At 68.4% G+C, this 14,722-nt stretch carries 12 protein-coding genes; 3 read left to right on the forward strand and 9 right to left on the reverse strand.

All coding sequences use genetic code 11. From position 1 onward, the window contains the following. Nucleotides 1-2 precede the first annotated feature (2 nt). The gene (gene fdxA, locus CIK81_RS15560) at nt 3-332 is read right to left on the reverse strand and encodes a ferredoxin (protein ID WP_096164120.1); all 330 of its coding nucleotides are present in this window, start codon (nt 330-332) and stop codon (nt 3-5) included. A gap of 149 nt (nt 333-481) precedes the next feature. On the opposite strand from fdxA, the gene CIK81_RS15565 reads away from it, so the two are divergent. After that, nucleotides 482-754: an acetyltransferase gene (locus CIK81_RS15565; protein ID WP_096164119.1), complete on the forward strand. Its 273-nt coding sequence runs from the start codon at nt 482-484 to the stop codon at nt 752-754. Here the strand turns inward: CIK81_RS15565 and CIK81_RS15570 are convergent. The 7 genes from CIK81_RS15570 to CIK81_RS15600 all read right to left on the reverse strand — a co-directional run bounded on the left by CIK81_RS15570 (nt 693) and on the right by CIK81_RS15600 (nt 9,513). Then, complete coding sequence (locus CIK81_RS15570; RefSeq protein ID WP_114311618.1) at nt 693-1,274, reverse strand: CDP-alcohol phosphatidyltransferase family protein; 582 nt, start codon at nt 1,272-1,274, stop codon at nt 693-695. The genes CIK81_RS15565 and CIK81_RS15570 overlap by 62 nt on opposite strands. Next, nucleotides 1,271-1,753, reverse strand: coding sequence for a hypothetical protein (locus CIK81_RS15575; protein WP_241964213.1), 483 nt, complete (start codon nt 1,751-1,753; stop codon nt 1,271-1,273). The genes CIK81_RS15570 and CIK81_RS15575 overlap by 4 nt, the downstream gene beginning before the upstream one ends. Nucleotides 1,754-1,757: 4 nt before the next feature. Beyond that, complete coding sequence (typA, locus tag CIK81_RS15580) at nt 1,758-3,680, reverse strand: translational GTPase TypA (RefSeq protein ID WP_096164117.1); 1,923 nt, start codon at nt 3,678-3,680, stop codon at nt 1,758-1,760. A 286-nt stretch (nt 3,681-3,966) separates the two neighbouring features. Beyond that, the gene (locus CIK81_RS15585) at nt 3,967-5,856 is read right to left on the reverse strand and encodes an ABC transporter ATP-binding protein (RefSeq protein WP_114355873.1); all 1,890 of its coding nucleotides are present in this window, start codon (nt 5,854-5,856) and stop codon (nt 3,967-3,969) included. Then, nucleotides 5,853-6,815 (reverse strand): ABC transporter permease, encoded by a 963-nt coding sequence (locus tag CIK81_RS15590; RefSeq protein ID WP_114305446.1) that lies wholly within the window; start codon nt 6,813-6,815, stop codon nt 5,853-5,855. Before CIK81_RS15590 ends, CIK81_RS15585 begins: the two co-directional genes overlap by 4 nt. Next, the gene (locus CIK81_RS15595; RefSeq protein WP_096197358.1) at nt 6,805-7,734 is read right to left on the reverse strand and encodes an ABC transporter permease; all 930 of its coding nucleotides are present in this window, start codon (nt 7,732-7,734) and stop codon (nt 6,805-6,807) included. Before CIK81_RS15595 ends, CIK81_RS15590 begins: the two co-directional genes overlap by 11 nt. 132 nt (nt 7,735-7,866) lie before the next feature. Next, a complete protein-coding gene (locus CIK81_RS15600) occupies nt 7,867-9,513 on the reverse strand; it encodes an ABC transporter substrate-binding protein (protein WP_096197357.1) in 1,647 nt (548 codons plus the stop codon). A gap of 203 nt (nt 9,514-9,716) precedes the next feature. Between CIK81_RS15600 and pgi the strand changes: the two genes are divergently transcribed. Continuing rightward, nucleotides 9,717-11,411, forward strand: coding sequence for a glucose-6-phosphate isomerase (gene pgi / locus CIK81_RS15605; RefSeq protein WP_114355874.1), 1,695 nt, complete (start codon nt 9,717-9,719; stop codon nt 11,409-11,411). 105 nt (nt 11,412-11,516) lie between these two features. Here the strand turns inward: pgi and CIK81_RS15610 are convergent, their stop codons facing one another. Beyond that, entirely contained in the window at nt 11,517-12,914 is a 1,398-nt protein-coding gene (locus CIK81_RS15610) for an MFS transporter (RefSeq protein ID WP_158542072.1), read from the reverse strand. A gap of 198 nt (nt 12,915-13,112) precedes the next feature. On the opposite strand from CIK81_RS15610, the gene CIK81_RS15615 reads away from it, so the two are divergent. Beyond that, the gene (locus CIK81_RS15615) at nt 13,113-14,672 is read left to right on the forward strand and encodes a flotillin family protein (RefSeq protein ID WP_114311623.1); all 1,560 of its coding nucleotides are present in this window, start codon (nt 13,113-13,115) and stop codon (nt 14,670-14,672) included. Nucleotides 14,673-14,722: the final 50 nt, after the last annotated feature.

The following is a 14,722-nucleotide window of genomic DNA, read 5'->3' on the forward strand; positions in this document are numbered from 1 at the left end:
GCTCAGACCAACGGGTTCGGCTGCGGGGGCAGCGCCTCGACGAGAGGATGGTCCTTCTCGATGACGCCCATCTTCGCGGCGCCGCCGGGAGCTCCCAGATCGTCGAAGAACTCGACGTTTGCCTTGTAGTAGTCGGCCCACTGATCCGGGGTGTCGTCCTCGTAGAAGATCGCCTCCACCGGGCAGACGGGTTCGCAGGCACCGCAGTCCACGCACTCGTCGGGCTGGATGTACAGCATCCGGCTGCCCTCGTAGATGCAGTCCACGGGGCATTCATCGACGCAGGCGCGGTCCTTCACGTCGACGCAGGGGAGGGCGATGACGTACGTCATGAACAACATCCTTCCGGCAGGGAGACGGTTCCATCCTCTCATCCCCGCCCCTGGCGGACCTCCCTCTCCGGGGCCGCCGCAGCGTACGTGACACGACGAACATCCTGGCGGGTGCGACCAACGGCTGCGAAGACGACTAGCCTCGCGCCATGACACTGCGTGACGAGCATCGGGTGCGCGCCGGCTGGGCGCCGTTCCTGCAACCTGGGGTGCGCGTGGTCCTGCGCTACGCGATCAACCGCGAGAGCTCCCCGCATGGGGAGTCGATGAGCGATGCGCTGGGCACTATTCTCGCGGCCGACGATTCCGAGGTGCGGGTGATGACCCGGCGCGGCCAGGTACGGGTGCCGCGACCGCTGGTCATCGCGGCGAAGGAGGTGCCTCCCCCGCCGGTGCGCCGGCCCCGGCCCGAGTCGCCCTGAGGATGTAGTCGGCGCCGGAGATCACGTGCAGCGCCACGGCGATCCACAGCAGCACTCGCACGGCCGGCACCAGGTCCGGTGCCCACGCGGCCACCACGACCAGTCCGAACACGGACGTCATGAGCAAGAAGGTGCGTACCTTCCCGAGTCGGGACACGGCGATGCGCCCGCCGAGCGCGGCCCGTGTGGCCAGCAGCACCATCGCGACGTCCACCACCACGATGATCACCAGCGCCGCCCAGGGCAGGAGGTCGGCGACGGCGAGCGATGCCACGATCACCGCCAGGCCGATCCGATCCGCGATCGGGTCGATGATCTCGCCCGTGCGGCTGGTCTGGTCCAGCGCACGGGCCAGCACCCCGTCGATCCAGTCCGTGCTGGCCCACGCCAGCAACAGCACCACGGCGAGGGTGTCCGGGCCGTCCAGCAGCAGCGCGCACACCGGAGCGAGCAGCGCGAAGCGCGCGAGCGTGACCAGGTTCGGGATCGTCGCCCAGTCGGGACGGCGACGCTGCGTCATGCTGCGTCGCGCCGAGCGGGAGGCCGGCTGCTGCCACGGCTGCGTCGGCCGTCACGGCGTCGTCGGCCGAGAGTGACGGCGAGAACCCCGAGGAACGGGATGCCGATCCCCAGGGCCTGCACGATCCACCCGGAGTACTGTGCCTTCCCTGCGATCACGGCGGGCATCAGCACACCGCCTCCCGCCCCGTTGCCGAGGAAGGGGATCGCGACCAGCGCCCACAGGGAGCCGACCACCACGAGCGGCAGGCGCGAGCCCGTCGAGGCATACAGGAACACCGTGACGACCACCTGGAACAGGGCTCCGAAGAGCAGCCCGGCGGGAAGATCGATCCCGAGCAGCTCCAGCTGCATCCGATGCGTGGTGATCATCAGCAGCACCGAGACGATGGTCAGCACGACCCCCATCACCACCTGGGCGACCCGGGAGGGGAGGGAGGTCGTGTCGACCGTCGTGGCGCGACGGTGCGCGTCCGTCACGGGATCACTTCCCGGACTTGGCCTTCGACCGTGCGCGGTTGCGCTCGGTGGCGTCCAGGAGCACCTTGCGGATGCGGATGACCTCCGGGGTGACCTCGACGCACTCGTCGTCGTTGGTGAACTCGAGGGACTCCTCGAGGGTCAGCCGGCGCGGCGGCACCAGGTTCTCGAAGGAGTCCGAGGAGGCCGCACGCATGTTCGTCAGCTTCTTCTCCTTCGTGATGTTCACGTCCATGTCCTCGTTGCGGGAGTTCTCGCCGACGATCTGGCCCGCGTAGACCTCGGAGGTGGGCTCGACGAAGAACGAGCCGCGCTCCTGGAGGTTGATCATCGCGAAGGGGGTCACGGTGCCGGCACGGTCGGCGACCAGCGAGCCGGTGGCGCGGAACTCGATGTGTCCCATCCAGGGCTCGAAGCCGTCGGCGTAGGACGAGGCGATGCCGTTGCCGCGGGTCTCGGTCATGAACCGGGTGCGGAAGCCGATCAGGCCGCGGGAGGGCACGGTGAACTCCATGCGCACCCAGCCGGAGCCGTGGTTGCTCATCGTCTCCATGCGGCCCTTGCGCGAGGCCATCAGCTGGGTGACGGTGCCGAGGTACTCCTCGGGCACGTCGATGGTCATGCGCTCGACGGGCTCGTGCTTGTGGCCGTCGATCTCGCGGGTGAGGACCTTCGGCTTGCCGACGGTGAGCTCGAAGCCCTCACGGCGCATCTGCTCGACCAGGATCGACAGCGCCAGCTCACCGCGGCCCTGCACCTCCCAGGCGTCGGGGCGCTCCGTGGGCAGCACCTTGAGCGACACGTTGCCGACCAGCTCCTGGTCCAGCCGGTCCTTGACCTGGCGGGCGGTGAGCTTGTGGCCCTTCCCGTTCTTCCCGGCCAGCGGAGAGGTGTTGATGCCGATGGTCATCGAGATCGCGGGATCGTCGATGGTGATCAGCGGCAGCGGGCGCGGGTCCGCGAGATCGGCGAGGGTCTCGCCGATCATGATCTCGGGGATGCCGGCCACGGCGACGATGTCGCCCGGGCGGGCGGTGCCGGTCATGGGCACGCGGGTGAGGCCCTTGGTCTCGAGCAGCTCGGTGATCTTGACCTGCTTGGTGGTGCCGTTCTGGGTGCACCAGGCGACCTGCTGGCCCTTGCTCAGCTCGCCGTTCTTGATGCGCAGCAGCGCGAGACGGCCGAGGAACGGCGAGGCGTCGAGGTTGGTGACGTGCGCCTGCAGGGGCACCTCGTCATCGTAGGTCGGCGCGGGAATGGACTCGAGGATCGTCTTGAACAGCGGCTCGACGGTCTCCTCCTCGGGGAGGGTGCCGTCGGCCGGCTGAGTGGTCGAGGCGCGGCCGGCCTTGCCGGAGGCGTAGACCACCGGCACGTCCAGGACGGCGTCGAGATCGATGTCGGGCATCTCCTCGGACAGGTCCGACGCGAGGCCCAGCAGCAGGTCGGTGGCCTCGCCGACGACCTCCTCGATGCGGGCGTCGGGGCGATCGACCTTGTTGACCACGAGGATCACCGGGAGCTTCGCGGCGAGCGCCTTGCGCAGCACGAAGCGGGTCTGCGGCAGCGGGCCCTCGGAGGAGTCCACCAGCAGCACGACACCGTCGACCATGGACAGTCCGCGCTCGACCTCGCCGCCGAAGTCGGCGTGCCCGGGGGTGTCGATGACGTTGATGGTGATGCCGTCGGGCTCACCGATCTCCGCGGCCGACGGTCCGACATAGCGGATCGCCGTGTTCTTCGCGAGGATGGTGATGCCCTTCTCGCGCTCCAGCTCGCCCGAGTCCATCGCCCGCTCGTCGTGCTTGTCGTGGTCGCTGAAGGCGCCACCCTGGGTCAGCATGGCGTCGACCAGGGTGGTCTTGCCATGGTCGACGTGGGCGACGATGGCGACGTTTCGCAGGTCGTTGCGGAGGCGGAGAGTCATACGCGAAGGCTCGTTTCAAGTTGCTCGGCGGGGCGGGGACCGAGCAGCGCCCGGTCGCACGGAGAGGTGCGACCCGCTCCAGGGCCTTGGCGAGTCTATCGGCAAGCAGCGCAAAGGTCAGCGGTCTGTCGATGAGATGTTCGACGCGGTGTCGGCCGATGGTCGGCACCGACCGTCGAGACGGAGCGCGGCGGGCCCGGACGCAGACCGCGCTCGGACCGATTCCTCGGCCCGAGCGCGATGCTCGGAGGTGGCCCACGGGACGGTGGGCGCGTCGCTCATGCCATCAGACGTGTCCGGCCTCGGAGAAGGGATCGATGACCCCGCCGTCGTCCTGCGGGCCGTCCGCCTCCGCGTCCTCCACCCCCGGGGCGGGTGCCTCGACATCGATGGTCTCGGCCCCCGCGAGCGGGATGGAGCCGCCGGGGATCGCCGCCAGCAGACGCTTGGTGTAGTCCTCCTGCGGGGAATGGAAGACCTCGTCGGTGGTCCCCTGCTCGACGACCCTCCCCTTCTCCATGACCAGCGTACGATCGGCGATCTGCCGCACCACCGCGAGGTCGTGCGTGATGAAGAGGTAGGAGAGCCCGAGCTCGGACTGCAGATCGTTGAGCAGCTCCAGGACCTGGGCCTGGACCAGCACGTCGAGCGCGGAGACCGCCTCGTCGCAGATCACGACCTCCGGGTCGAGCGCCAGGGCGCGAGCGATCGCGATGCGCTGACGCTGCCCGCCCGAGAGCTCGTTGGGATAGCGCCGCATCATCTCCGCGGGCAGCGCGACCTTGTCCAGCAGGTCACGCACCTTGGCCTCCCGGCTCTTCGCATCGCCGATGCCGTGCAGGCGCAGCGGCTCCTCGATCGTGCTGTAGATCGAGTACATCGGGTCGAGGGTGCCGTAGGGGTTCTGGAAGATCGGCTGCACGCGGCGGCGCAGCGACTTCAGCTCCTTGCCCTTGTACGTGGTGACGTCCTTGCCCTCGAAGAGCACGCGGCCCGACGTCGGGTCCAGGAGCTTCAGCACCATCTGCGCGACCGTGGACTTGCCGGACCCGGACTCCCCCACGATCGCCGTGGTGGTGCCGCGCTCGATCGCGAAGGAGACGCGGTCCACAGCGGTGAAGGGGGTCGACCGCCACGGGACGCTGCCCCGGATCGGGAACTCCTTGGTGAGGTCCTGGACCTGGATCACTGCGTGCGGATCGGTCTCGCCGTACCCGAACTCCGGGGCCGCGCCGTCCGCCTGCCGGGCGGGCGCCGCCGGTGCTCCCTTCGCCGCTGCCCTCTCCGGCGCGGCGGTCGTCCGCTCCTGCCGGGGCCTCTCGCTCACCTCGGCCCGTCCCGCGCCGGAGCCCAGTCGCCGGGAGGCGAGGGAGGGCGCCGCGCCGATGAGCCGCTTGGTGTACGGGTGCTGCGGATTCTGCAGCAGCTCGATCGCCGGCCCGGACTCGACGATCCGGCCCTTGTACATGACGACCAGATGCTGGGCGCGTTCGGCGGCCAGTCCGAGGTCGTGGGTGATCAGCAGGACCGCCACCCCGAGCTCCTCGGTGAGGGTGTCGAGGTGGTCGAGGATCTGCTGCTGCACGGTGACATCGAGCGCGCTGGTGGGCTCGTCGGCGATCAGCAGCTTCGGCCGGGCGGCGAGTCCCATCGCGATCAGGGCTCGCTGCTTCATGCCGCCGGAGAACTCGTGCGGGTACTGGCCGGCGCGGCGCGCCGCATCGGGCAGTCCGGCCTCCTCCAGCAGCTCCACCGCGCGTCTGTTCGCCGCGGCACCGCGCGCCATCCCGTTGGCCGAGAGCGCCTCCTTGATCTGCGTCCCCACCTTCCACATGGGGTTGAGGTTGCTCATCGGATCCTGCGGGACCAGGCCGATCTCGCTTCCGCGCAGCGCGAGGATCTCGCGGGTGGGGACGGACGTGATGTCCTTCCCGGCGAAGCGGATGCTGCCTCCGGTGACCGCGCCGTTCTTCGGCAGCAGACGGGAGATGCTCATCGCCGTGGTGGACTTCCCGGAGCCTGATTCGCCGACGATCGCGACCGTCTCGCCCGGATAGACGGACAGGTTCGCTCCGCGGACGGCGCGCACCGGACCGTTGGTCGTGCCGAAGGTGATCTCGAGATCGGAGATCTCCAGCAGCGGTTCGTCGCTCGAGGTGTGGGTGGAGGTGGTCATCGCTTCCTCGCCTTCGGGTCGAGGGCGTCGCGCACGGCGTCCCCGAGCATGATGAAGCTCAGCACGGTGATCGCGAGCGCCATCGACGGGTAGAACAGCATCATCGGCTGGGTGCGCAGCGCGGGCTGGGCGTCGGAGATGTCCCCGCCCCAGGAGACGGAGGCAGAGGGGAGGCCCACGCCCAGGAAGGACAGCGTGGCCTCGGCGACGATGTACACGCCGAGGTTCACGGTCGCGGTGACGATCACCGGGGCGATCGCATTGGGGACCACGTGCTTGACGAGGTTGGTCACCGGGTTCGCGCCCAGTGCGGTCGAGGCGGTCACGAAGTCCTGGTTCTTCACCGAGATCACCGAGCCGCGCATGATGCGCGCGACGTTGGTCCATCCGAAGACGCCGAGGACCAGGATCACCATCGGCACGTTCATCGAGTCGGCACGGTTGGCGATCACGATCGCGCCGAGGATCAGCGGGATCGCGAAGAAGATGTCCGTGATGCGGGACAGGACCGCATCGAAGATCCCGCCCACGTAGCCGGCCAGAGCGCCCAGGACACCGCCGATGAGCGTCGCCAGGATCATCGTGAAGAAGCCGACCATCACCGAGGTGCGGGTCCCGTACAGCACGCGGGCCAGGACGTCGTAGCCCTGCCGGGTGGTGCCGAAGGGGTGCTCTCCGCTCGGTGGCTGGTTGGACGCCGTGATGTCGCCATAGTTCGGATCCTGGCTGGTGAACAGGCTCGGGAACGCCGCGATGACCAGGATGATGAGGATCAGGACCGCCGAGATGACGAACACGGGGTTCCGGATCAGGCTGCGGCCCGCCTCGGCCCACATCGAGCGCGGCGCGGAGGTGGTGTCGACCGCGTCGACGGCGCCCAGAGGCGTCTCGTCCAGCGGGGCGACGACGTGCTCGGCGCTGGGACGCAGGGTTCGGGAGGGGCGGGGTTCACTTCGCATAGCGGATCCTCGGGTCGAGCACGGCGTAGAGCAGGTCCACGATCAAGTTGGCGATCAGGAAGATGATCACCAGCAGCGTCACCACCGACACGATCATCGGGCTTTCGCCGTCGTTGATGGCCCGGAAGAGCAGCGAGCCGATGCCGTTGATGTTGAAGATGCCCTCGGTGACGATCGCGCCGCCCATGAGGGCACCCAGGTCCGCGCCGATGAAGGTGACCACAGGGATCAGGGAGTTGCGCAGGATGTGCTTGGAGACGACGCCGCCGCGGGAGAGCCCCTTGGCGGTCGCCGTGCGCACATGGTCAGCGGTCGCGACCTCGGCGATCGAGGTGCGGGTCAGGCGCAGCACGTAGGCGAAGGAGACGGCGCCGAGCACCACTCCGGGCACCAGGAGGTTCTGCCACGACGGATCACGCCCCACGTTGACCGGGGCGATCCCGAGCTTCACGCCGAGCCCGAACTGCGCGACGAAACCGATGACGAAGGTCGGCACGGCGATGACCAGCAGCGACACCATCAGCAGCGTGGTGTCGATCAGGGTGCCCTTCCTCAGGCCCGAGATCACGCCGGCGACCACTCCGAAGACGGTCTCGATCACGATCGCGATGATCGCGAGCCGGAAGGTGACAGGGAACGCGGCCTTGATCTGGTCGATGATCGGACGGCCGTTGAACCCGATGCCGAAGTCGCCCTGGAAGAGATTGCCCAGGTAGATCAGCCACTGGATGACGACAGGCTTGTCGAGGTTGTACTGCGCGCGCAGCTTGTCGGCCACGGCCGGGGAGATCGGCTTGTCACCCGCGATCGCCGCGATGGGGTCCCCGGAGGAGACGAAGGCCATCATATAGACGATGAGGGTGGCGCCGAGGAACACGGGGATCATCTGCAGCAGTCGCCGCCCGATGTACCAGATCACGTCGGTCACCTTCGGTTTGAGGGAGCATGGGGCGTCGGAGGATGGCCGCTCGTCCATGGCCCCGGCAGATGGACGTGCGACGGCGGGAGACGGCACCAGGGCCGCCTCCCGCCGGGGGACAAGGTCAGACGATCACTTGGTGATCGCGTAGTACAGCGGCACGGTGTCCCAGCCGTACTCCACGTTCGAGACCAGATCCGAGTATCCGCCGAAGGTGTTCTGGTACCACAGCGGGATCGCCGGCAGGTCCTCCATGAGGATGGCCTCCGCGGCGTGGAACTTCTCGTTCGCGGCGTCGATGTCCGGCGCGGCGAGGCCTTCCTTGAGCAGGTCGTCGAACTCCGGGTTCTTGTAGTCGCCGTCGTTGCTGCCCTTGCCGTCCGCCGCGGCGGAGGAGTAGATCGGGCCGAGGAAGTTGAACACGGAGGGGTAGTCCGCCTGCCAGCCGGAGCGGAAGGCACCCTCCATCGTGCGCGCCGTGATCTGCTCGCGGAACTCGCCGAAGGCCGGGAACGGGTTCGGCGACGCCTCGATGCCGAGGGTGTTCTTGATCGAGTTGCACACGGCCTCGACCCAGTCCTTGTGCGGAGAGTCCGCGTTGTACGCCAGCGTGAAGGGGCCCTTGAAGGGCTCCATCTCCTCCGCCTTGTCCCACAGCTCCTTGGCCTTCGCCTCGTCGAACGTGAGCACCTCGGCGCCGGGGATGTCGGTGGCCCCGCCGCCGTCGATCACCGGAGCGACGAAGTCCGTCGCGGGGCTGCGGGTGCCGTAGAAGAGCGAGTCGCAGATCGCCTTGCGATCGATCGCGTAGGAGATCGCCTGACGGCGCAGCTTGCCCGCCTCGCCGGTGAAGTCGGGGTCCTCCTGGTGGATGGTGAAGGACTGGAACACCGCGCCCGGGGCGTTGACGGCACGGTCTCCGAGCTCGTCCTCGAAGGTCGACAGCGCTCCCGTGGGGATGATGTCCGAGACGTCGACGTTGCCCGAGAGCATGTCGTTGTAGAGCGTCTCGTCCTTCGCGTAGACGACGAAGGTGACGCCGGCGTTCTGGGCGGCGCGGGGACCGTCGTACTCCGGGTTCGGGACCAGCACGATCTCGGAGTCGTGGGTCCAGGAATCGACCATGTAGGGGCCGTTGCCGATGGGGGCCTCGCCGAAGGCGTCGATGTCGTCGAAGGCGGAGGGCGGCATCGGCGAGTATGCCGAGTAGCCCAGGCGGGAGGAGAAATCGGCCTGCGTGGAGACCAGCTTGACGGTGAAGGTCGTGTCATCGACGACCTTCAGGCCCGACAGCGTGAGGTCCTCGGTGGCGTCATCGGCGGCGACCTCGGCGAAGCCCTCGATGGGCTCGAAGAAGGACTGGCTCTTCTGGGCGTTCGCGGTGTTCGCACCGAAGTTCCACGCGTCCACGAAGTTCTGTGCGGTCAGCTCGGTGCCGTCGGAGAACTTCAGGCCCTCGCGGATCGTGATCGTCCAGGTCTGGTTGTCCTCGGACTCGATGGACTCCGCGACCTCGTTCTCGACCTTGCCGTCCGCGGTGTAGTACACGAGCCCGGAGAAGACCGAGGTGATGACGCGACCGCCGCCGACCTCACTGGTGTTGGTCGGGATCAGCGGGTTCTCCGGCTCGGTGCCGTTGGCGAGGATGGGCTCGCCGGAGCCGCCGCCGTCGCTGCTTCCGGATCCGCTGTCCCCATCGCTGGAGCAGGCGGCGAGGGTGAGGGCAGCGGCTCCGCCGGCAGCACTGCCGAGCATCATGGAACGTCGCGTAATGGCCATGGATTCTCCTGGACGACTAGGGCTGGGTCCGTCGCGCTCCGTTGCGCACGACGCATCCCTCAGTCTGCACCCTCGCCTGTCAAGAACAATCCATCCTGCGGTCACAAATCGGTCTCGGGCCTTTTTCAACCACTTCGGCGGGAGCACGTGCAACACGCTGACCGGGCACGACGTTCCTCGCCGGAAGGGTGTTCAATGGCTGTATGACTGCTTCGAACACGTCCTCCGCTCCCCTCGATCCCACGTCCACGGACGCCTGGGCCTCCCTCGAGGCGCACAACCTCGAGATCGCCGGCTCCCTGCGCGAGTGGTTCGATGCCGATCCGCAGCGTGCCGAGCGCTTCAGCCGTACCGCTGCGGATCTCCGCGTCGACCTCTCGAAGAACCTGATCACCGCCGAGACCATGGAGCTGCTCCAGCAGCTCTCCCGCGAGGTCGGCGTCGAGGAGCGCCGAGACGCCATGTTCTCCGGTGCCCACCTCAACACCACCGAGGACCGCGCGGTGCTCCACACCGCGCTCCGTCGCCCCGAGGGCGCCGCGCCGGCGCTCGAGGTCGACGGCCAGCAGATCGACGCGGACGTCCACGAGACGCTGCAGCGCGTCTACGACTTCGCGGACTCGGTGCGCTCCGGTGAGTGGACCGGCGTGACCGGGAAGAAGATCGAGACGGTCGTGAACATCGGCATCGGCGGCAGCGACCTCGGACCGGTCATGGTCTACGAGGCGCTGAAGCCCCTCGCGCAGGACGGGCTGTCCGCCCGGTTCCTCTCCAACATCGACCCCACCGATGCGCACGAGACCACCCGCGACCTCGATCCCGAGACCACGCTGGTGATCGTCGCGTCGAAGACCTTCACCACGCTCGAGACCCTCACCAACGCGCGCCTGGTGCGCGAGTGGCTGCTGGCCGGGCTGCGCGAGAACGCCGGTCTCACGGTCGAGCAGGAGACGGAGGCCGTGGCGAAGCACTTCGTCGCCGTCTCCACCGCGCTGGACAAGGTGGAGGCCTTCGGCATCGACCCGAAGAACGCCTTCGGCTTCTGGGACTGGGTCGGCGGCCGCTACAGCGTGGATTCCGCGATCGGCACCGTGCTGGCCACCGTGCTGGGCCCGGACGTCTTCGAGGAGCTGCTGGCCGGCTTCCACGCGATGGACGAGCACTTCCGCACCGCCCCCGCGGAGGACAACGTGCCCCTGCTGATGGGGCTGCTGAACGTCTGGAATGTGAACTTCCTGGAGGCGGAGACCCATGCGGTGCTCCCCTACTCCCAGTACCTCCACCGCTTCCCCGCCTACCTCCAGCAGCTCACCATGGAGTCCAACGGCAAGTCGGTGCGCTGGGACGGGACGCTCGCGACCACCGAGACCGGCGAGGTCTTCTGGGGCGAGCCCGGCACCAACGGCCAGCACGCCTTCTACCAGCTGATCCACCAGGGCACTCGGGTGGTCCCGGCGGACTTCATCGCCTTCGCGACCCCGAACCACGCCCTCGCGGACGGTGACCAGGACGTGCACGAGCTGTTCCTCGCGAACTTCTTCGCGCAGACCAAGGCGCTCGCCTTCGGCAAGACCGCTGCGGAGGTGCGCGCCGAGGGCACCGAGGGCTCGCTCGTGGCGGCCCGCGAGTTCTCCGGCGACCGCCCCACCACGTCGATCATGGCCCCGAAGCTCACCGCCTCGGTGCTGGGCCAGCTGATCGCCCTGTACGAGCACATCACCTTCGTGCAGGGCACGGTCTGGGGAATCAACTCCTTCGACCAGTGGGGCGTCGAGCTCGGCAAGCAGCTCGCGAAGGACCTCGCCGGAGCCGTCGCGGGCGACGACGAGAAGATCTCCGCGGAGGACTCCTCGACCGCCGCACTGATCCGCTACTACCGCGAGCACCGCGAGGGCTGAGCGGAGCGCGCCCGGGAGGATCTCCCGGGCGGCCCGGACGCACCACCGGGACAGACGAGAAGGGCGGCCCCTTGGGGGCCGCCCTTCTCCATCTCAGAGGACGTCTCAGGCCAGGAAGTCGACCTCGCGGGTCTCCTTGCCGATCAGCAGCGCGACGATCGTGATGACCGCGGCGAGGGTCAGGTAACCGCCCACGAGCCACAGCGGGCCGTCCAGCAGCTGCCACAGAGCGATCATCGCGTACGGCGCGGGCGCCGCACCGATCACGGAGGCCATGTTGTAGCTGACCGCGCTGCCGGTGTAGCGCACGTCGGACGCGAACATCTCGGGCAGGTAGGCCGCCATCGGGCCGAAGGTGAGGCCCATGAGCGTGAAGCCGATGATCAGCGTCGCCATCGCACCGGCCGTGCCGGCCTGCACCATCGGCTCGATGAGGAGCCCGAAGATGCCGATGCCGACGGTGACGCCGAGCAGCAGCTTGCGGCGGCCCATGCGGTCCGCGAGCGGGCCGGAGACCAGGGTGAAGATGCCGAAGAAGACGACGCCGATGATCAGCATGGTGAGGAACTGCGGGCGCTCGAAGCCGAGACCGGGAGCGAACCCGGCGGCGTCGAACGGCTTCCCGGCCGCCTCCGCGGCGGCGCGCGCGGTCTCCTCGTCGGCCGCGGTGGTGCCGACCACCATGAGGAAGGCCGTCATGAGATAGAAGAGCACATAGGTGGCGACCATGGCGATCGTGGCGAGGATCAGCGGCTTCCACGCCGTGCGGAACACGCGGGCGATCGGGACTGCGGCCACGCGCTGCTCGTCGATCACCTTCTGGAAGGCGGGGCTCTCCATCAGCTTCAGGCGCACCCACAGGCCCACGATCACCAGGATCGAGGAGAGCAGGAACGGCAGACGCCACCCCCACGACATGAACTGCGCGTCGGTCAGCTGCACGCTGAGGACCACGAACAGCAGGTTCGACAGGATGAAACCGATGGGCGCACCGAGCTGCGGGAACGTGCCGTAGAGGGCGCGCTTGCCGGGAGGGGCGTTCTCGGTGGCGAGCAGGGCCGCACCGGACCATTCGCCGCCCAGACCGATGCCCTGGCAGAAGCGCAGCAGCACCAGGATCGCGGGCGCCAGCACCGTGAAGCCGGGGGTCGAGGCGGTGGGCAGCACGCCGATGAGGAAGGTCGCGATGCCCATCACCAGCAGGCTCGCGACCAGGGTGGTCTTACGGCCCACCCGGTCACCGAAGTGGCCGAAGATGAGCGAGCCCAGCGGGCGGGCGACGAACGCGACGCCGAAGATCGCGAACGAGCTCAGCAGCTGGTTCGCCGGCGTCTGCGTCGGGAAGAACAGTGCCGGGAAGACCAGGGAGGCCGCTGTCGCATAGGCGTAGAAATCGAAGAACTCGATCGTCGTGCCGACCATCGAGGCGGTGATGACGCGACCGCGGGTGTTCGCGGGGGCTGCGGCCGGGGCCGACGTGGTGGGGGCTGGTGCTGTACTCACGTCGGCCGACCCTAGTCCCGTCATTCCGGCATGCGGACAGGACGGACACATCGTGAGATGCCGACCGTCTCCCCCGGCGTTCCGGGCCATCCCGTGCGCTCCGGGTCACAGCGGGGCCTCGGTTCTGGACTCCGGTGTCACGTCAGGCTGAGCGATGGGAGACTGGTGCGACATGCCACAGAAGTTCGAGGGGAACCCATGGAAGCACTGATACCGCTGGCGATCGGCGTCGCCGCCGTCGTCGTCGTCCTGCTGATCCTGCTGCTCATCCTGATGCGCAGCTACCGGATCGCCGCGCCCAACGAGGCGCTCATCATCACCGGTCGCAATGCGAAGACCAGCCCGACCGGGGACATCGACCTCGAATCCGGCAGCGCCCGCGTGATCATCGGCGGCCGCGCCATCGTGCGACCGATCGTGGACCGGGCCTTCGTGCTGAGCCTGAGCTCGCGCCAGATCCCGGTCGAGGTCGAGGGCTACTCGATGAACGGCATCTTCCTGCGGCTGCGCGGTGTGGCGCAGGTCAAGGTGGGCGGCAACATCGACGACGTCCGCAAGGCCTCGCAGCGCTTCCTCGATCAGCAGCAGCAGATCGACCATTACACGCAGGAGATCCTCTCGGGCACGCTCCGCGCGGTGGTCGGCACGCTGAGCGTCGAGCAGATCATCCGCGACCGTGCGTCGTTCGCGAGCCAGGTCCAGGCCGAGGCCGAGCACTCGATGAACAACCAGGGTCTGGTCATCGACACCTTCCAGATCTCCGCGATCGAGGACGACGGCTCCTACCTGCGCGACTGGGGCCGCCCCGAGGCCGCGCTGGTGGCCAAGCGCGCCGCGATCGCCGAGTCGGACGCCAACCGTGAGTCCACGCAGGCGACGAACATGAACCTCCAGCAGGAGGCGGAGTCGAAGCAGGCCTTCGACATCCGCAATGCGGAGATCAAGGAGGAGACCGACGCCCGTCAGGCCGTCGCGGACGCCTCCGGCCCGCTCGCCCGTGCCGCTCAGCAGCAGCGGATCATCGAGCAGGAAGAGCTCATCGCGGTCCGCAACAACGACCTGCGCGAGAAGCAGCTGATCGCCGAGGTCCACAAGCCGGCCGAGGCCAAGCGCTACGCCGAGCAGCAGGATGCGGACTCCAAGAAGTACGCGCACATCGCCGAGTCGGAGGCCCAGCTGCAGGACGAGCGCAACCGCGCCGAGTCCCGCAAGGTCACCGCGGACGCCGAGGCGCATGCCATCGAGGCCCGTGGTCGGGCCGAGGCCGAGATCGAGCTGCAGCGCCGCTCGAAGGACGCCGAGGCAGTCCGCCTCGAGGGTCAGGCCGAGGCCGATGCCCTGCGTGCCAAGGGTGAGGCCGAGGGGTCGGCGATCCGTGCCAAGGGCGACGCCGAGGCGGAGACCACCCGCGCCCGTGCCGAGGCCTACAAGCAGTTCAACGACGCCGCGGTGCTCAACCAGGTGCTCGAGGTGCTGCCGACGGTCGCCAACGAGCTGGCGGCGCCCTACTCGAACATCTCCAACCTGTCGGTGTTCTCCACCGACGGCGAGGCGAAGATCGGCCAGAACATCTCGGTCGGCCTCGCCCAGGTGCTCGACATGGTCAAGTCCACCACCGGTGTCGATTTCCAGGACACCCTCAAGCGTGCCGCCGATGGCGGCCGCGAGGTGCGCGAGCAGGCCGAGCAGACGCCGTCCGCCGCCGAGAGCTCGTCCGCGGACAGCTCCTCGGCCGACGACAGCAGTGACGACGCCTGAGTCCGGCCCGTCACCACAAGAACGCCCCGGTCCTCCCCGCAGGGAGGGCC

It is taken from the genome of Brachybacterium sp. JB7, assembly GCF_003335205.1.
GTDB lineage: Bacteria > Actinomycetota > Actinomycetes > Actinomycetales > Dermabacteraceae > Brachybacterium > Brachybacterium alimentarium.